Source organism: Enterococcus sp. 12C11_DIV0727 (assembly GCF_002148425.2).
GTDB lineage: Bacteria > Bacillota > Bacilli > Lactobacillales > Enterococcaceae > Enterococcus_L > Enterococcus_L lemimoniae.
The window spans coordinates 1,901,724-1,920,941 of the sequence record NZ_CP147248.1 but is presented as its reverse complement, the minus strand read 5'-3'; the positions used below and the strand labels follow the sequence as shown (position 1 = coordinate 1,920,941).

At 39.1% G+C, this 19,218-nt stretch carries 19 protein-coding genes; 16 read left to right on the top strand and 3 right to left on the bottom strand.

What is annotated here, in order from left to right:
- The first annotated feature begins 93 nt into the window (after positions 1-93).
- The 13 genes from A5866_RS09240 to A5866_RS09180 all read left to right on the top strand — a co-directional run bounded on the left by A5866_RS09240 (position 94) and on the right by A5866_RS09180 (position 13,335).
- Entirely contained in the window at positions 94-1,122 is a 1,029-nt protein-coding gene (locus A5866_RS09240) for a LacI family DNA-binding transcriptional regulator (protein WP_086278193.1), read from the top strand.
- 123 nt (positions 1,123-1,245) lie between these two features.
- Positions 1,246-2,547 (top strand): pyrimidine-nucleoside phosphorylase, encoded by a 1,302-nt coding sequence (locus A5866_RS09235; RefSeq protein ID WP_086278195.1) that lies wholly within the window; start codon positions 1,246-1,248, stop codon positions 2,545-2,547.
- A gap of 18 nt (positions 2,548-2,565) precedes the next feature.
- Entirely contained in the window at positions 2,566-3,228 is a 663-nt protein-coding gene (gene deoC / locus A5866_RS09230; RefSeq protein ID WP_086443725.1) for a deoxyribose-phosphate aldolase, read from the top strand.
- Between the two features lie 24 nt (positions 3,229-3,252).
- Positions 3,253-3,648, top strand: a complete 396-nt coding sequence (locus tag A5866_RS09225) for a cytidine deaminase (protein ID WP_086278199.1) — start codon at positions 3,253-3,255, stop codon at positions 3,646-3,648.
- 186 nt (positions 3,649-3,834) lie between these two features.
- Positions 3,835-4,932 carry a BMP family lipoprotein gene (locus tag A5866_RS09220; RefSeq protein ID WP_086278202.1) on the top strand — a complete coding sequence of 366 codons (1,098 nt, stop codon included), beginning with the start codon at positions 3,835-3,837 and terminating at the stop codon, positions 4,930-4,932.
- Positions 4,933-5,118: 186 nt separating this feature from the next.
- Positions 5,119-6,684: an ABC transporter ATP-binding protein gene (locus A5866_RS09215; protein WP_086443726.1), complete on the top strand. Its 1,566-nt coding sequence runs from the start codon at positions 5,119-5,121 to the stop codon at positions 6,682-6,684.
- Complete coding sequence (locus tag A5866_RS09210; protein ID WP_176271384.1) at positions 6,677-7,810, top strand: ABC transporter permease; 1,134 nt, start codon at positions 6,677-6,679, stop codon at positions 7,808-7,810. The genes A5866_RS09215 and A5866_RS09210 overlap by 8 nt, the downstream gene beginning before the upstream one ends.
- Positions 7,810-8,772, top strand: a complete 963-nt coding sequence (locus tag A5866_RS09205) for an ABC transporter permease (RefSeq protein ID WP_010770607.1) — start codon at positions 7,810-7,812, stop codon at positions 8,770-8,772. Before A5866_RS09210 ends, A5866_RS09205 begins: the two co-directional genes overlap by 1 nt.
- A 133-nt stretch (positions 8,773-8,905) precedes the next feature.
- Positions 8,906-10,072, top strand: a complete 1,167-nt coding sequence (deoB, locus tag A5866_RS09200; RefSeq protein ID WP_086443727.1) for a phosphopentomutase — start codon at positions 8,906-8,908, stop codon at positions 10,070-10,072.
- Between the two features lie 10 nt (positions 10,073-10,082).
- The gene (locus A5866_RS09195; protein WP_086278212.1) at positions 10,083-10,901 is read left to right on the top strand and encodes a purine-nucleoside phosphorylase; all 819 of its coding nucleotides are present in this window, start codon (positions 10,083-10,085) and stop codon (positions 10,899-10,901) included.
- A 25-nt stretch (positions 10,902-10,926) separates the two neighbouring features.
- A complete protein-coding gene (gene deoD / locus A5866_RS09190) occupies positions 10,927-11,634 on the top strand; it encodes a purine-nucleoside phosphorylase (RefSeq protein ID WP_086278214.1) in 708 nt (235 codons plus the stop codon).
- A gap of 128 nt (positions 11,635-11,762) precedes the next feature.
- Positions 11,763-12,968, top strand: coding sequence for an iron-containing alcohol dehydrogenase (locus A5866_RS09185; protein ID WP_176271385.1), 1,206 nt, complete (start codon positions 11,763-11,765; stop codon positions 12,966-12,968).
- A 31-nt stretch (positions 12,969-12,999) separates the two neighbouring features.
- Complete coding sequence (locus A5866_RS09180; protein ID WP_086278217.1) at positions 13,000-13,335, top strand: hypothetical protein; 336 nt, start codon at positions 13,000-13,002, stop codon at positions 13,333-13,335.
- A gap of 43 nt (positions 13,336-13,378) precedes the next feature.
- Here A5866_RS09180 and gpmA read toward each other — a convergent pair whose 3' ends face one another.
- From gpmA to rpiA, 3 genes are all read right to left on the bottom strand, one after another.
- Positions 13,379-14,065, bottom strand: a complete 687-nt coding sequence (gene gpmA / locus A5866_RS09175; RefSeq protein ID WP_086278219.1) for a 2,3-diphosphoglycerate-dependent phosphoglycerate mutase — start codon at positions 14,063-14,065, stop codon at positions 13,379-13,381.
- Positions 14,066-14,254: 189 nt separating this feature from the next.
- Complete coding sequence (locus A5866_RS09170) at positions 14,255-14,839, bottom strand: recombinase family protein (RefSeq protein ID WP_086443728.1); 585 nt, start codon at positions 14,837-14,839, stop codon at positions 14,255-14,257.
- A gap of 130 nt (positions 14,840-14,969) precedes the next feature.
- The gene (rpiA, locus tag A5866_RS09165) at positions 14,970-15,647 is read right to left on the bottom strand and encodes a ribose-5-phosphate isomerase RpiA (RefSeq protein ID WP_086443729.1); all 678 of its coding nucleotides are present in this window, start codon (positions 15,645-15,647) and stop codon (positions 14,970-14,972) included.
- A 353-nt stretch (positions 15,648-16,000) separates the two neighbouring features.
- On the opposite strand from rpiA, the gene rpsL reads away from it, so the two are divergent.
- The 3 genes from rpsL to fusA all read left to right on the top strand — a co-directional run bounded on the left by rpsL (position 16,001) and on the right by fusA (position 19,117).
- A complete protein-coding gene (rpsL, locus tag A5866_RS09160) occupies positions 16,001-16,420 on the top strand; it encodes a 30S ribosomal protein S12 (protein WP_069641179.1) in 420 nt (139 codons plus the stop codon).
- 56 nt (positions 16,421-16,476) lie between these two features.
- Positions 16,477-16,947 carry a 30S ribosomal protein S7 gene (gene rpsG / locus A5866_RS09155; protein WP_010761695.1) on the top strand — a complete coding sequence of 157 codons (471 nt, stop codon included), beginning with the start codon at positions 16,477-16,479 and terminating at the stop codon, positions 16,945-16,947.
- Between the two features lie 82 nt (positions 16,948-17,029).
- Positions 17,030-19,117, top strand: coding sequence for an elongation factor G (gene fusA, locus A5866_RS09150; RefSeq protein ID WP_086278224.1), 2,088 nt, complete (start codon positions 17,030-17,032; stop codon positions 19,115-19,117).
- Positions 19,118-19,218: the final 101 nt, after the last annotated feature.

Below are 19,218 nucleotides of genomic sequence, written 5' to 3'. Positions count from 1 at the left end.
TCTAGAAAATTCTGCTAAACTGTAGTCATTCGAAATCAATTTTGAAAACGTTGACATGTTTGGTAGGGCTTGTCGATAAAGGGAGAATGGACTATGAAATTGACCATTAAAGAAATTGCGGATATGGCTGGTGTATCAGTAACAACAGTTTCACAAATCATCAATGACAAAGGAAGTCGCTTTAGCGAAAGAACGAGAAATAAGGTTTTAGCTGTGGTAGAAGAATATGATTACAAACCAGATTATTTTGCGTCAAACATCATTACTCGTCATTCGAAAACGATTGGGATGGTGGTTCCAGATGTAACGGATTTTTTCTTTGCTAAAGTAATCGAAGGTGTGGAAACGTATTTGAACTCTTTAGGCTACATGATTTTGTTATGCAATTCTAAGCATGATGAAGATAAGGCGACGCAATATGTTACGGAGTTAGTTCATCGTTCAGTTGATGGGATCATTTTTGCAACACCTAATATTTTGCCGGTGAATCATATTTTACGAAATAAGAAAAAACGGAAGGTTCCAGTGATCTTAGTCGATCGTGGTATCAACCCTCGGGAAAATGGCCGTTTGATCGTAAAAGAATATGAGGGCGCTTACCAAGCGGTCTGCTCGTTGATCGAACAAGGTCACAGACACATTGGGATGTTAACAGAAAACGATGGGTATTATCAATTGACTGAACGAGTGACAGCGTACCAGCATGCACTAAAAGATCACGGTATTCCAGTTAGAGAAGAATACATGAGTAATGGCGATTTGAATTTAGGTGGCGGTTATACGGCGGCTAAAAACGTATTGAAAAATTCAGAGCTCACTGCTATTTTTTGCGGAAATGATGAAATGGCGATGGGCGCATATCAGGCAATAGAAGAATGCGGTAAAAAAATTCCTGAGGATATTTCTGTTATTGGATTTGATGGATTGGAAATTTCGGAATATTTAGTTCCAGGGCTGACAACTGTTTATCAACCTAGCTTTGATATTGGTTTTTATGCCGCACAGTTCTTGGTAGAATCAATCAATGATCCAGAGAAAAAAATACCAAATAAAATTTTCGATACGACATTTATTTTAAGAAATAGCACGAAATCGATTGACAATCGGGTAGATTTGATTTAATGTTCGTGTTATAAGCGTTTTCAATATATGAAAGCGTTAGTAAACTGTTTTACTAAAAGGTTTTAACCTGAACAATTTTAGTGTATAATACATCCTTGGGGATTGATTTGGAGGAAAAAAAGCATGAGAATGGTAGATTTGATCGAGAAAAAACGGGATGGACAGGTCTTGACGGATCAAGAAATTCAATTCATTATTTCCGGCTATACGAAAGGTGATATTCCGGATTACCAGATGAGCGCATTTTTGATGACTGTTTTTTACAAAGATATGACAGATGAGGAAATTACGACCCTGACATTAGCGATGGCAAATTCAGGTGAGATGATCGATCTTTCATCAATTCAAGGAATTAAAGTAGATAAGCACTCTACTGGTGGCGTTGGTGATACAACTACCTTGATTTTAGCACCGCTTGTTGCCAGCGTTGGCGCTAGTGTGGCTAAAATGTCCGGTAGAGGGCTCGGATATACAGGCGGTACGCTTGATAAGCTAGAAGCAATACCAGGATTTCATGTAGAAATCCCGGATGAAGAGTTCATTCGTTTAGTAAATGAAAGCTACGTAGCAGTTATAGGGCAGTCAGGTGACCTTGCGCCAGCAGATAAAAAACTATATGCCTTACGTGATGTGACAGCGACAGTTAATTCAATTCCGTTGATCGCAAGTTCGATCATGAGTAAAAAAATTGCAGCTGGAGCAGATGCAATCGTATTGGATGTGACAACTGGTGAAGGTGCTTTTATGAAAAATATCGATGAAGCACGTCGCTTAGCTGAAACAATGGTTCGCATCGGTCGCTTAGCGAACCGTCAGACGATGGCTGTGATCTCCGACATGTCTCAACCACTCGGTGAAGCAATTGGCAATAGTTTAGAAGTTGTTGAAGCAATCGAAACGCTTCAAGGCAAAGGGCCAGAAGATTTAATGGAGATGTGCTATATCTTAGGCAGCCAAATGGTTGTTTTAGCCAAAAAAGCTGAAACATTAGACGAAGCCAGAGCTATGTTGAAAGAGGCCTTGGAATCGGGCAAAGCACTAGATAAATTCCGAGAAATGATCCGTAATCAAGGTGGCGATGACAGTATTATCGATACGCCAGAACGGTTACTAACAGCTAAATATCAAATAGAACTCCCAGCAAAAGAGTCGGGTGTTGTACAAAAACTGGTAGCAAATGAAATTGGGATCGCGGCGATGCTTTTAGGTGCAGGACGTGCCACAAAAGAAGATTCAATCGATCACGCAGTTGGAATTAAACTCCATAAAAAAGTTGGGATGCCTGTAAAAGCAGGAGAATCATTATTGACTATTTATGCAAATTCAGACTCAATCGAAAACGTAAAAGAACTTTTATATAAAAATATCGAAATCGGCAGTTCTGGTACTGAACCTGAGCTGATTCATGATATAATAACAGCATAAAGGATGTGTAAAAAAATAATGGAATTAAATCAAATGATTGACCACACTATTTTAAAAGCAGATGCTAAGGAAGAGGATGTTTTACGGATTATTGAAGAAGCCAAAAAATACGAATTCTTCTCAGTATGTATCAATCCTTGCTGGGTTGCGCTAGCAAAAGAACACTTAGCAGGAACATCAGTTGATGTTTGTACAGTAATTGGTTTTCCTTTAGGAGCCAACACGTCAGAAGTAAAAGCATATGAAGCAACAGATGCGATCAACAATGGTGCAACAGAAGTTGACATGGTCATCAATGTAGGTGCGTTAAAATCTAAGCAGTATAAAAAAGTGTTGAAAGATATTCAAGCAGTTGTCGAAGCGGCCGAAGGGAAAGCTTTAGTGAAAGTAATCATTGAGACAGCTTTACTAACCGACGAAGAAAAAATCAAAGTATGTGAATTAGCAAAAGAAGCAGGTGCTGATTTTGTTAAAACATCGACAGGTTTTTCAACTGGTGGAGCAACGGTTGCAGATGTTACATTAATGCGCAAAACGGTGGGACCAGATATGGGTGTTAAAGCATCAGGTGGTATTCATAACGAAGCTGAAGCCAAAGCAATGATCGATGCTGGCGCTACACGTATTGGTACAAGTGCTGGTGTTGCTATTATGGAAGGCTCAACTGGAGCAGGCTATTAATCTAAAGCGGAAAGTGGCGGACAAATGACAGCAAAACAAGAGTGGTTAGCTATCGCAGATACTGCGTTAACAAAAGCTTATGTACCATACTCTCACTTTCCAGTGGGAGCATGTCTAGTTACTAAAGAAGGAAAAGTCTATCAAGGTGTCAATATCGAAAATGCTTCATATGGATTGACAAATTGTGCAGAACGGACAGCCATATTCAAAGCTGTTTCGGAAGGTGAACGTGAATTCCAACATCTAGTGATTGCAGGAAATACACCTGAGCCAATCTCTCCATGTGGTGCATGCCGACAAGTGATGGCTGAATTTTGCGCGCCTGAAATGCCAGTTACCTTGGTGGGCGTTCATGGCGTGATGAAAGAGACGACCGTTGGCGAGTTATTGCCATATGCCTTTACGGAAAAAGATCTATAACATGCTACATTGTTCTAAATGTGGCTTTGTAAGATCTAGCTATATGAATCAAATCTCTGAAAAAATCGTTATTTTGATGCTGAAAAGCACAAGACGGCCGAAGAGAGAGTTGTTTCACTATTATCTTGTTTCATTCAGTCATCCGGCTGTTGAAAATATAAAACTATTTTAGGGGGCTTTACAGAGATGAAAAAAGCAAAATTATTTGGTTTTGGCTTGACTGCACTAGCGTTAACAGTTGTCTTAGCGGCATGTGGTGGAGGTAAAAAAGATTCAACAGATGGAAAATCAGCAGGTGGGGACGCTGATCACAGTGTTGTGATCGTTACTGATATCGGCGGGGTAGATGATCGTTCGTTTAACCAATCAGCTTGGGAAGGCTTGCAAGCTTGGGGTAAAGAGCATGATCTTAAAAAAGGAGCAGACGGCTTTGATTACATTCAATCAAACGATGCTTCAGAATACGTAACAAATATCGATACAGCTGTTTCTAATGGATTTAAAACAGTCTTTGGTATTGGCTACTTGTTAGCTGATTCTATTGGTACAGCGGCAGATGCAAACCCAGATACACAATTTGGTATCATTGATAGTGTTATTGAAGGCAAAGATAACGTAGTATCTGCAACATTTAAAGACCAAGAAGCTTCTTACTTAGCTGGTGTTGCAGCAGCATATACAACAAAAACAAACACTGTCGGCTTTATTGGTGGTGAAGAAGGCGCGGTTATCGACCGTTTTGAAGCTGGTTTCCATCAAGGTGTGATCGACACTGCTAAAGCGTTGAACAAAGACATCAAAGTTGAAATCGAATACGCTGCTTCATTTGGGGATCCTGCTAAAGGGAAAGCATTAGCAGCATCTATGTACCAAAAAGGCGTAGACATCATTTTCCATGCTTCAGGTGGTACAGGACAAGGTGTCTTCCAAGAAGCAAAAGATTTAAACGAAACTGGCTCAAAAGACAAAGTTTGGGTTATTGGTGTAGATAGTGACCAAGATAAAGAAGGTAAATACAAAACTAAAGACGGTAAAGAAGATAACTTCACTTTGACATCAACACTTAAAGGTGTAGGTGCAGCAGTACAAGATATTTCTAACCGTGCCTTAGAAGATAAATTCCCTGGCGGCGAACACTTAGTTTATGGTTTGAAAGACGGCGGTGTTGATTTAACAAAAGGCTATTTATCAGAAGAAGCACAAAAAGCTGTTGATAAAGCAAAAGAAGAAATCATCGCTGAAAAAATCACTGTTCCAGAAGTACCAAAAGATGTAAAAGAATAGAACTTTCTGCTTAGCGCTGCATTCGTAGCAGCGCTAAGATTTTCTTAAGCCTTTAACGAAAGAAAACGAATGAAAAAACAACTCATTTTCTTTCTTTAAGAGCCTAAAAGCTACTTTATTTTTTAGAAGTACCGTATTAATAGATGATGTAAGTGTAAGTGATTAAATCGTTAGGAAGTGAAAAATGTGGCTCAGGAAAACTATGTAATTGAGATGCGCAATATCACTAAGCAGTTTGGAACATTTAAGGCCAATGATAATATCAACTTAACTGTTCGGCCTGGAGAAATTCATGCATTGCTTGGGGAAAATGGTGCGGGGAAATCTACCCTGATGAATATTTTATCTGGTTTGTTAGAACCAACATCAGGTGAAATTTTTATGAATGGTTCAAAAGTTACGATCAATGGACCTACTGCAGCGAATCGTTTAGGAATTGGGATGGTTCATCAACACTTTATGTTGGTAGATGCATTTACCGTGACAGAAAATATTGTTCTTGGAAGTGAACCAACAAATGCTGGTGTTTTAGACCGTAAAAAGGCAACAGCAGAAATCAAACGTGTTTCAGAACAGTACGGGTTATCAGTAGACCCAGGTGCCTATATTCGTGATATTTCTGTTGGGGCTCAACAACGTGTGGAAATTTTGAAAACGTTGTATCGTGGGGCGGATGTCTTGATTTTTGACGAACCGACCGCTGTTTTAACACCGCAAGAAATTGATGAGTTGATTGAAATTATGCGTGGTCTTGTTCAAGAGGGTAAATCTATTATCTTGATTACCCATAAATTAGATGAAATCAAAAAAGTAGCGGATCGTTGTACGGTTATCCGTCGTGGTCAAAGTATTGATACAGTCAATGTTAAAGATGTCTCTTCACAACAATTAGCCGATATGATGGTGGGACGTTCTGTTTCATTTAAAACAGAAAAAAAAGCTGCCGAGCCAAAAGAAGTCGTTCTTTCAATTAAAGATTTAGTGGTGAAAGAAAGTCGCGGCCTAGAAGCGGTTAAAGGGTTAAGCTTAGATGTACGTGCTGGTGAAGTAGTCGGGATTGCAGGGATCGATGGCAATGGTCAGACTGAATTGATTCAAGCACTAACAGGGTTACGTAAAGCTGAAAGTGGTTCAGTTGAACTTAGAGGAGAAGCAATCACAAATAAAAATCCTCGAACAATTACAGAAGCAGGTGTGGGTCACGTGCCAGAAGATCGACACAAATATGGTTTGATTTTAGATATGACGCTAGCAGAGAATATTGCATTGCAAACCTACTATAAAAAACCATTAAGTAATAACGGTGTTCTAAATTACAACCAAATCAATTCTTATGCGCGCAAGTTAATAGAAGAATATGATGTACGGACAGTAAGCGAATTGGTTCCAGCTAAAGCGTTATCGGGTGGGAATCAACAAAAAGCAATCATCGCTCGTGAGATCGATCGCGATCCAGATTTGCTAATTGTTTCTCAACCAACTCGTGGTTTGGATGTTGGTGCTATCGAGTACATTCATAAGCGGTTGATCGAACAACGAGATAAAGATAAAGCGGTATTAGTCGTTAGCTTTGAATTAGAGGAAATCTTAAATGTTTCTGATCGAATTGCTGTAATTCATGCAGGGAAAATCGTTGGGATCGTTGATCCAAAAGAAACCAGTGAAAATGAATTAGGGCTCTTAATGGCAGGTTACTCATTGGAAGAAGCTAGAGCCGAATTGAATCAAAAGGCAGGTGAGGCAGTTGAATAATCGGTCAGAAAAACTACGGAATATTTTAGTTCCTATATTATCAGTGTTGATGGGATTTATTCTTGGCGCAATTATTATGCTTATTTCAGGTCAAGATCCGATTGCAGGCTATCAAGCGATGCTTAAGACTGCTTTTCAAAGCCCAAAAAGTATCGGTGAGATTTTCGTAACAGCGGGTCCGTTGATTTTCACAGCCCTAGGATTTGCGGTAGCGAATTCAGCAGGATTCTTTAATATCGGGCTTTCAGGACAAGCTCTGTGTGGTTGGGTAACAAGTATTTGGGTAGCTTTAGCGATGCCGGACGCGCCACGTTTAGTAGTGTTACCAACAGCTATCTTGGCAGGTGCTTTAGCAGGAGCGGCAGCCGCTGCAATTCCTGGTTTATTACGTGCATTTTTCGGGACAAGTGAAGTAATCGTTACAATCATGTTGAACTATGTTTTCCTTTATACAAGCACGCACATTGTGAATAATGTGATGTCAAAAGATTATATGAGCAACAAAGGTGTGACCAAAGTAATTGGAGAAAACGCGAGTTTACGTACAGGCTTTTTGAAAGAACTGAGTAGTGGTTCTCGTTTGAATATTGGGATTTTTATGGCACTTATTTTCTTAGTCTTGATTTGGTTCCTGATGAAGAAAACGACTTTGGGCTATGAAATTCGTTCGGTTGGATTGAACCCGTTTGCGTCAGAATATGCCGGAATGAGCAGTAAACGAACCATTGTAATGTCGATGGTCATCTCAGGGACTTTAGCTGGTCTGGGCGGTGTGGTTCTTGGGCTAGGAACATTTGGGAATTTCTTTGTTCAAGGTTCTTCGTTAAGTATCGGTTTTGATGGAATGGCGATTTCCTTGCTAGGAGCAGGTAGCTCGGTAGGAATCTTCCTGTCGGCGATCCTCTTCAGTGTGCTGAAACTCGGCGGACAAGGTATGCCTTTACGTGCTGGTGTTCCAATCGAATTAGTCGATGTCGTAATTGCTGCGATCATTTTCTTTGTCGCAATCAGCTATCTTATCCGTTTCGTATTGGCGAAAGCTTCAGGTAGTAAGAAAGAAGTCGCAATCGTTGAAGAATTAGACGGAAAATCAGACCAAACAAGTCAAGAAGGAGGAAAAATCTAATGAATATTGCATTAATCGCTGTATTAGCGCCGATTATTACACAAACGTTGGTTTATTCCACTCCTTTGGTCTTCACGGCTTTGGGCGGGACATTTTCTGAGCGTAGTGGTATTGTAAACGTAGGACTTGAAGGTATTATGGTTATGGGTGCTTTCAGTTCGGTGGTATTTAACTTAACATTTGCTGAAACGTTTGGTGCAGCAACACCTTGGCTTGCTTGTTTAGTTGGTGGTGTAGTCGGGATGTTATTCTCGCTATTGCATGCAGTAGCAACGATCAATCTAAGAGCCGATCATATCATCAGCGGAACCGTAGTCAATTTGATGGCTCCTGCTTTAGGGATTTTCTTGATCAAAGTGATTTATGGAAAAGGTCAAACAGATACGATCACAGAATCGTTTGGTTATTTTTCATTTCCGATTTTAAAAGATATTCCAATTTTAGGTGATTTATTCTTTAAACAAACAACATTGCCAGCTTTTGTAGCGATCTTAGTCGCAATTTTATCTTGGTTTGTGTTGTTCAAAACGCGCTTTGGTTTACGTCTTCGTTCAGTTGGTGAAAATCCACAAGCAGCAGATACCCTTGGAATCAATGTTTATCTAATGCGTTATGCTGGCGTTTTGATTTCTGGATTTTTAGGTGGAATCGGGGGAGCTGTCTTCGCTCAAACGATTGCTGGACGTTTTGCAGTTACAACGATTGCTGGACAAGGCTTTATTTCAATGGCAGCAATGATTTTTGGTAAATGGAATCCACTAGGTGCGATGGGCGCAGCATTATTCTTCGGTTTTGCGCAAAACATCAGTATTGCTGGCTCAAACTTACCAGTGATTTCATCGATACCAGCTGTTTATTTACAAGCGGCACCGTATGTATTGACCATTATCGTACTGGTCGTTTTCTTAGGAAAAGCATCTGGTCCAAAAGCTATTGGGAAGAATTATATCAAATCAAAATAAATAAATTTAGTATAAAAGGGCGGGCTATGGGAAGTTATCTTAAGTCATGCCCTTTTTATAATAATTATCATGCTAGTTTTACAGGATAAACGGGTAAAGCTTTTAAAACAATAGTAAAGAAAGAAGGATGGTTATGTTTAAACGTGTGCATTTAGTAGTAATGGATTCAGTTGGGATCGGAGAAGCGCCTGATGCTGAAAAATTTGGTGATGTCGGTAGTGATACGTTAGGTCATATCGCTAAAGAAGCAGGTTTGACGATTCCCAATTTAGAAAATCTAGGTCTAGGAACGATCGCGCCTTTGCATAATGTAGAAGCTGTTGCGGATCACAAAGGCTATGCAACAAAATTAGAAGAAATTTCAGTAGGTAAAGATACGATGACAGGACATTGGGAGATCATGGGCTTGAATATTCAAAAACCTTTCCGTGTATTTCCAGATGGATTTCCAGAAGAATTATTAAAACAAATCGAAGAATTTTCAGGGCGTAAAATCGTTTGTAATAAACCATATAGCGGAACAGCCGTGATTGACGATTTCGGTCCACATCAAATGGAAACAGGTGATTTGATCGTTTACACATCAGCTGATCCAGTCTTGCAAATCGCAGCGCATGAAGAGATCATTCCTTTGGAAGAATTATACCGTATTTGTCAGTATGTTCGTGATATTACCAAAGACGAGCCTTATATGATTGGACGTATCATCGCTCGTCCGTATCTTGGTGAACCAGGTAATTTTACTAGAACAAGTAATCGCCATGATTATGCTTTAGATCCATTTGGTCAAACAGTTCTAGATTCATTGAAAGATAACGGGAAAGAAGTGATTGCTGTTGGAAAAATCAATGATATTTTCAACGGTCAAGGGATCACAGACTCTGTTCGCACGAAAAGTAATATGGATGGTGTCGATCAATTGCTTAACGTAATGAAACTCGATTTTGAAGGATTAAGTTTTACGAACTTAGTTGATTTTGATGCGTTATACGGTCATCGCCGTGATGTAGTAGGATATGCACATGCAATCGAAGCCTTTGATTTAAGATTGCCAGAAATTATTGACGCGATGGAAGACGATGATTTATTAATGATCACAGCTGACCACGGAAATGATCCAACATTCCCTGGGACTGACCACACTAGAGAGTATGTTCCATTATTAGTTTACAGCAAAAAAATGAATGGACAAGGTAGTTTGGCACAAGGTCATTATGCAGATATCTCAGCAACGGTGGCTGAAAACTTTGCTGTTCCAAAAACTGAAAATGGCGAAAGCTTCTTAAATAAACTGGTATAGGAGAGAAATGATGACAAAACTAAGTGAAATGTTAAAAGAGACAACTAGTTTTTTAAAAGAAAAAGGAATTAAAGAAGTAGAATTTGGCTTGATCTTAGGTTCAGGATTAGGTGAATTAGCAGATGAAATAGAAGATGCGATTGCTATCCCGTTTTCTGAAATTCCTCACTTTGCTGTTTCTGCTGTTGTTGGTCATGCAGGTAAATTAGTTTATGGTACACTTTCAGGGAAAAAAGTGTTAGCAATGCAAGGTCGTTTCCACTATTACGAAGGTCATTCAATGCAAACTGTGACGTATCCAGTTCGTATGATGGCGGCGATTGGAGCGCATTCTATTATTGTAACGAACGCTGCTGGTGGAGTGAATGAGAACTTTACACCAGGGAATTTGATGCTGATTACAGATCATATCAACTTCACTTTCGATAATCCGTTGATTGGTGAGAACGATGACGAAATGGGTCCTCGTTTCCCAGATATGAGCCATGCATATACGCCAGAATATGCTGAGGTAGCAAGAAAAGTAGCGAAAACGCAAAATGTACCATTGCAGGAAGGTGTTTATATGGGCTTTTCTGGTCCAACCTACGAAACACCTGCTGAAATCCGGATGTCTCGTGTAATGGGAGCAGATGCGGTGGGGATGTCGACCGTTTCAGAAGTTATTGTTGCAGCTCATAGTGGGTTGAAAGTTCTGGGAATCTCATGTATTACTAACTTAGCTGCGGGTATGCAAAGTAGTTTAAACCATGCAGAAGTTGTTAAAACAACAGAACGTGTAAAAGGGCAATTTAAAGAATTAGTTAAAGCGGCATTAGCTGCATTATAAACTGTATGATTAAAGGAGAAAAAGTATGAGTATTCATATCGAAGCAAAACCAGGTGAAATCGCAGATAAAATTTTACTGCCAGGAGATCCATTACGCGCAAAATATATTGCTGAAACATTTTTAGAAAACCCAGTTTGCTACAATCAAGTTAGAGGAATGTTAGGTTACACAGGGACATATAAAGGTGAACGAGTTTCTGTTCAAGGAACAGGAATGGGGATGCCTTCAGCTACTATTTATGCGCATGAATTGATCAATTCGTATGATGTGAAAAAATTGATTCGTGTGGGTACCTGTGGTTCTATTTCTGAGAAAGTTAATGTTAGAGATTTGGTGATTGCACAAGCAGCCGCAACGTCGTCATCAATGATCCGTAATGATTTTCCTAAGTACGATTTCCCGCAGATTGCTGATTTTGATTTGCTGTTGAAATCATATACAACAGCGAAAGAAAAAGGTTTTGTTACGCATGTAGGAAACGTGTTGTCAGATGATGTTTTCTACAAAGATAGCATGGATGGTGTGTTTGAATTAGGTAAATTAGGTGTTTTAGCAATTGAAATGGAAGCTGCAGCCTTATATTATTTAGCAGCTAAATTTGATGTGCAAGCCTTAGCAATCATGACCGTTAGTGACAGTTTGGTAACTGGTGAAGAAACAACTGCTGAAGAACGCCAAACAACCTTTAACGATATGATCCAAGTTGGTCTTGAAACAGCAATCAACAATTAATGATAATAGTTAGTAAAACAGCTCCTGATTCTAGACGGAGCTGTTTTTATACCTCGATTTAATCGAGTGACTGTTTTTCTTGACACTCTTTTTTGATGGACTATCATAGAGTAAGAACCCTAATTTGAATGGAGGAAGAACAATTGGATAATTTTAGATTTTACGTACCGACAGATATTCGTTTTGGAAAAGATCGTTTAACAACAGAACTAACAGATGTATTGAATGTTTATGGCAAAAATGTATTGTTAGTTTATGGTGGTGGAAGTATTAAAAGAAACGGGTTGTACGATCAAGTGATCGGTTTGCTTGGACAAAATAAAAATAAAGTTGTGGAATTAAGTGGCGTTGAACCAAATCCTCGTATCGAAACGGTTTGTCATGGCGTGGCATTATGTCGTGAACATGATGTAGATGTGATCTTAGCTGTTGGTGGCGGGTCAACGATCGATTGTGCCAAAGTGGTTGCGGCGGGTTTCTATAGTGAAGAAGACCCGTGGACAGTCATTGCTGGACGAAAAGGGTTCCAAGGGGACGCTTTACCGATAGTTACGATTTTAACATTAGCTGCAACAGGTAGTGAGATGAATGCAGGGGCAGTGATCACAAACTTAGCAACGAATCAAAAACTAGGTGTTGGTGGTCCTGCGATGATGCCAAAAGTTTCTTTCTTAGATCCAACAACAACTTTTACGGTACCAGCGTATCAAACAGCAGCTGGTTCTGCTGATATCTTAAGTCATTTGTTTGAAAGTTACTTTAATGTAACAGAAGGTACTAACGTTCAAGATTTTGTTTCAGAAGGCTTGATGCGTGCAGTGATTAAAAATTGTCCAATTGCACTTGTTACACCTGATGATTATGACGCCCGTGCTAATTTGATGTGGTCAAGCAGCTTAGCACTGAATGGTTTGACAAGAAACGGGAAGCACGGTGTTTGGTCCTGTCATGCAATGGAGCATGAGCTAAGTGCTTTTTATGATATTACTCATGGAATCGGTTTGGCTATCTTAACACCACGTTGGATGAATTATGTACTTTCGGAACAAACGGTCGCTAAATTTGCTCAGTTTGCCCATAATGTGTGGGGAATCGTTGAGAAGGATCCAATGCTTGCGGCGAAAAAAGGGATTCAAGCAACTTATGATTTCTTCAAAGCGTGCGACATTCCGATGACATTACTAGCAGTTGGGATCGATGAGGAAAAATTTGAAGAAATGGCGAAACAAGCAGTGGCACATAGTACGATCAAAACAGATGCGTTTGTTCCGTTAACTGAATCCGATGTTGAAGCGATCTACCGTGACTGTTTGACAGAATCTAGTTTTGTTTAACAAAAAATGACTTGAGAAGAGGAAAGATCCTATGAAGAAGTTATTTGATGAAACATATTCCGGAAACCGGACACTTTGGTACGCTTATTTTAAGAATATAGAACAAAACGATTTAATAGAAACAATCAATCAAATTGTTCAAACGGATTTAAAGGGATCTACTGATGTTCTAGCAACAAGTTGGATATTTTACCGTGAAGAGTTACAAAAAGATGCACTAGAGGAGGAAGTAAGATCTTCGATCATGGTGCGTTTTGTAGACAGACGATATTATGTTCACTATAACATGTCTGATTTTGAATTTGTAACACAGCGCGAAGGTATCTCTAGTTGGCTTGATCGCTTAAAAGAAAGTTTAGAAAAATAAAAAAAGACCGCTGAAACTGGATTGTTTCAGCGGTCTTACTTTATTATAAGTAGTATTTCTTCGCTACTGTTAAGTCATCGTTTAATTCATAAACAAGTGGTTGACCTGTTGGGATTTCAAGATCCATGATATCTTCATCTGAAATACCTTCGATATGTTTTGCTAAAGCACGTAAAGAGTTACCGTGAGCTGCTACTAAGACAGTTTTGTTGTCAAGTAAAGCAGGAGCGATTTGATCTTGCCAGAATGGTAATGCACGTTCTAGCGTTACTTTTAAGTTTTCTCCGCCTGGTACATCACGTTGATCTAGCATTGCATAACGACGATCGTTTGCAGCTGATCCTTCATCATTTGCATCCATCAATGGAGGTAATGTATCGTAAGAACGACGCCAAATGTGTACTTGGTCATCTCCATATTTTTCAGCAGTTTCTTTTTTGTTTAAACCTTGTAATTTACCATAGTGACGTTCGTTTAAACGCCAAGATTTGATTTGAGGAACCCATAGTTGATCTGAATGTTCTAAAAGTAAGTTACATGTTTTGATAGCACGAGTTAATACAGAAGTATAGGCTACATCAAATTCAATTCCAGCTTCTTTGATTTTGCGTCCGCCTTCGATTGCTTCTTCAACACCTTCTGGTGCTAAATCTACGTCAGCCCATCCAGTAAATTGATTCAATGCATTCCATTCACTAAGTCCATGACGAGAAAATACTAATTTTGGCATGTATAGCTCTCCTTTGAGTTGTAGTTTCTGAAACTTTCATTTCCTTTTCTATTGTACACCGTTTTAAAATAGATTTCCATTGTAAATTAGTGAAATGGGTAATTATCTAAAGTAAGCTATCGCTATAGGAAAGAATCTAAATAAAAGAGACCGCAGCATTTTTAGCTGCAGTCTACCGTATCTGGGTTACTACTGAGAAAGCTTGGCAAGTTCTGTTTCGGATAAATTGATGTATTTGTAGCAAGTTCCCACAGAAACATTACATTTTGAAGAAATAAACTGAATTGTTTCTTTCTTTTCATGGTACAAATGACGGATTTTTTTTATAGTACGTACATCTATCTTTGGGCGTCCGCCGATTTTCCCGTTTTTTCGAGCGTTATTTAAGCCAATTAAGGTTCGTTCTTTGATTAAATCACATTCCATCGCAGCTAAACCGTCCATCAACTTAAAATAAATTTTGCCCATCGGATCACGAGTATCGATTTCTTCATCAAGGCTGACCAAATGAATACCTGAACCTTTGAAGGTTTGGGTTAACTCTGTGAGTTGTCGAGTTGAACGACCTAAACGGTTCAATCGGCAAATGACTAACGTATCACCAGCAGCCAAACTGTTGAGAACAGTCTCTAGCTCAGAAATAACGTGAGTATCATTTGTGACGTCAAAAGATTCTTGATAGATGTGATCACAGCCGTAATCAGACAGCACCTTGATTTGAGTATCAAGATCGTCGTCAGTAATTGTTGTACGCGCATAACCAATTATTTTCATCGTTCGTCCTTTCTAGTACAAAAGTAAAATTGAATACTAAAAATGTAGCATAAAAACGAACGAAATGATAGTTGTTTTTTTATCTAATTTTAATCTTTTTGTTCTTTTTCAAATCAGATTCAAATATTTTTTAATTTGGGACATGGATCGTCTTAGGACCAGCCTCGCCACCTACAATCACAGTTGAAACGATTTGAAGAAATAGACCATGCTCAACTACACCGACTAACTGATCTAAATAAGCTCCAAGAGCAATAGGGTCATCGATTTTTTCTAAATGAAGATCAATGATGTAATGACCGCCATCTGTAATTAGCGTTTCACCATCAGTTGTTGTGCGTAAAATGGGTGAATAGCCTTTTTCTTCAAATAAACGTACTAATTGTTTGCTGCCGTATGGAACGACTTCAACAGGTAAAGGGAATTTGCCAAGTTTTTTTACAAGTTTTGATTCATCAACAATCCAAATACATTTTTTTGAGTAGGTTGCTACAATCTTTTCAAATAGTAAAGCTGCACCGCCGCCTTTGATTCCTTGGAAATCTTCACTGATCTCATCAGCGCCATCGATTGTCAGGTCAACGTAAGGAACCTCATCAATCCCTTTTAAAGGGATACCTAGTGCTTGTGCTTGACGCTCAGTTTCTTTTGATGTCGTGACACCTACGATCGATAAGCCTTCCTCTTTTACACGTCGCCCGATTTCATCTACCATGAATTTTGCCGTAGATCCAGTACCAAGACCGACAATCATACCATCTTCTACATATTTTGCTGCTTCGATTCCTGCCATTTGTTTAAGATTCATCCGTTTGTTTGCCCCTTTCAAATAATCAAAGATATTGTACCGTTAAACAAAAAAAAAAGATAGAATGATTTATGGAAATGTCGATTTTCTTCTATATAAATGCTAACTTAAATAAAGAAGTAAAAAAAATCCTCATTTTACTAGAAAAAAGCTGACAAGTGGTTGACATACCCGTATTATCGTGCTATCCTAGCAAAGGTGCTTTATCTACAGGTCTCTCGTTGGAGACGTGCTGACTGTCTATCGAAGCATATTTGATAATGAGTGCAGAGATTGCATTATTTTTTATCGCTAAAAAAGAACCACCTGGATGTGTGGAACTAGATGCGAAATGAGGAAGGAGGAAACAAGGAATGCCTACAATTAATCAATTAGTACGTAAACCTCGTAAATCAAAGGTGGAGAAATCTAATTCACCAGCGTTGAACAAAGGATATAATAGTTTTAAGAAAGCCCAAACAAACGTAAACTCACCACAAAAGCGTGGGGTTTGTACTCGTGTGGGAACAATGACACCTAAAAAACCTAACTCGGCTTTACGTAAATATGCCCGTGTTCGTTTGTCTAACTTAATCGAAGTAACAGCTTATATCCCAGGTATTGGTCATAACTTACAAGAACATAGCGTGGTACTATTACGCGGTGGACGTGTAAAAGATTTACCAGGGGTACGTTATCATATCGTACGTGGTGCGCTTGATACAGCTGGTGTTACAGATCGTAAACAAAGCCGCTCTAAATATGGTACTAAAATGCCTAAAGCAGCTAAATAATTTGACAATCACTAAGGTGTTATACAATAAAGAATTTTCGGAAGGAGGAGTTACGGATGCCACGTAAAGGTCCTGTTACAAAACGCGATGTTTTACCAGATCCAATTTATAACTCAAAATTAGTAACTCGCTTGATTAACCGTGTAATGGTTGATGGAAAACGCGGGATTGCTGCTAATATTATCTATAATTCATTTGATATCATCAAAGAATCTACAGGTAACGATCCATTGGAAGTTTTCGAACAAGCAATGAAAAACGTTATGCCTGTCTTAGAAGTAAAAGCTCGCCGTGTTGGGGGTTCTAACTACCAAGTACCAGTTGAAGTTCGTCCAGAACGTCGTACAACTTTAGGTTTACGTTGGGTTGTTAATTATGCTCGCCTACGCGGTGAACATACAATGGAACAACGTCTAGCGAAAGAAATCATGGATGCAGCCAATAACACTGGCGCTTCAGTTAAAAAACGTGAAGATACTCACAAAATGGCTGACGCTAACCGTGCGTTTGCACATTATCGTTGGTAAAATCCTCTCTGTATGTAATTTAACTTTACAACAGACAGTCACTTTACAATCGATTTAAATAAAGAGAGGAGATCAACCTAAAATGGCAAGAGAATTTTCGTTAGAAAACACTCGTAATATCGGTATTATGGCTCACGTTGATGCTGGTAAAACAACAACAACAGAGCGTATCTTATACTATACTGGTAAAATCCATAAAATTGGTGAAACGCACGAAGGTGCTTCACAAATGGACTGGATGGAACAAGAACAAGAACGTGGTATTACCATCACATCTGCTGCAACAACTGCAGAATGGAAAGGTTACCGAGTAAATATCATTGATACACCAGGACATGTGGATTTCACTATTGAAGTTCAACGTTCGTTACGTGTATTAGATGGTGCTGTAACCGTTCTTGATTCACAATCAGGTGTGGAGCCTCAAACAGAAACAGTTTGGCGTCAAGCAACTGAATATAAAGTTCCTCGTGTTGTTTTCTGTAATAAAATGGATAAAATCGGTGCGGATTTCTTATACTCTGTAAACTCATTACATGATCGTTTACAAGCAAATGCTCATCCAATCCAATTACCAATTGGTTCAGAAGATAGCTTTACAGGGATCATCGATTTAATTACGATGAAAGCTGAAATCTATACAAACGACTTAGGTACAGACATTCAAGAAACTGAAATTCCAGAAGAATATATGGAACAAGCAGTTGAATGGCGTGAAAAATTAGTTGAAGCAGTAGCTGAAACAGATGAAGACCTAATGATGAAATATCTTGATGGTGAAGAAATTACAATCGAAGAATTAAAAGCGGGTATCCGCCAAGCAACGATCAACGTTGAATTCTTCCCAGTAATGGCTGGTTCTGCCTTTAAAAATAAAGGTGTTCAATTAATGCTTGATGCAGTTCTTGATTACTTACCATCACCATTAGATATCGAAGCAATCAAAGGAATCGACACAAAAACAGACGAAGAAACAACTCGTCCTGCAGATGACGAAGCTCCTTTTGCTTCATTAGCATTTAAAGTTATGACTGACCCATTCGTAGGTCGTCTAACATTCTTCCGTGTCTATTCTGGTGTCCTTGAAAGTGGTTCATACGTATTGAACGCTTCTAAAGACAAAAAAGAACGTATCGGTCGTATTCTACAAATGCATGCAAATACTCGTAAAGAAATCGATAAAGTCTTCTCAGGCGATATCGCAGCAGCGGTTGGATTGAAAGATACAACAACTGGTGATACTTTATGTGCGATGGATGCGCCAGTTATTCTTGAATCAATCGAGTTCCCAGAACCGGTTATCCAAGTAGCTGTTGAACCTAAATCAAAAGCCGACCAAGATAAAATGGGGATTGCTTTGCAAAAACTTGCAGAAGAAGATCCATCATTCCGCGTTGAAACAAACGTTGAAACTGGTGAAACAGTTATCTCTGGTATGGGTGAATTGCACTTAGACGTATTAGTAGACCGTATGAGACGTGAGTTCAAGGTTGAAGCTAACGTTGGTGCTCCACAAGTATCATACCGTGAAACTTTCCGTGCACCTTTAACTCAGGCAGAAGGTAAGTTTGTACGTCAGTCTGGTGGTAAAGGTCAATACGGACATGTCTGGGTTGAATTTACACCAAACGAAGAAGGAAAAGGGTTTGAATTTGAAAATGCCATCGTCGGTGGTGTGGTTCCTCGTGAATACATCCCAGCGGTTGAAAAAGGCTTGGCAGAATCTATGAACAACGGTGTTCTTGCTGGATATCCATTAGTGGATATTAAAGCAAAACTTTACGATGGTTCATACCATGATGTCGATTCAAATGAAACAGCATTCCGTGTAGCTGCTTCTATGGCACTACGTGCGGCTGCTAAGAAAGCTAACCCAGTTATCTTAGAACCAATGATGAAAGTAACGATCACTGTACCAGAAGATTACTTAGGCGATATCATGGGACACGTTACAAGTCGTCGTGGACGTGTTGAAGGTATGGAAGCGCACGGTAACTCACAAATCGTTAATGCGATGGTGCCTCTAGCTGAAATGTTCGGTTACGCTACAACATTACGTTCAGCAACACAAGGTCGCGGTACGTTTATGATGGTCTTTGACCACTATGAAGATGTACCAAAATCTGTACAAGAAGAAATCATCAAGAAAAATGGCGGAAACAACGCATAATAGTTAAGAAATAAGTACATGCTTATTTATGACTAGGATTTTCTGCGGATTTCAGTTAGAATAATAAAAGATGATCAGGTAGCTGTAAAACTATCTATCAA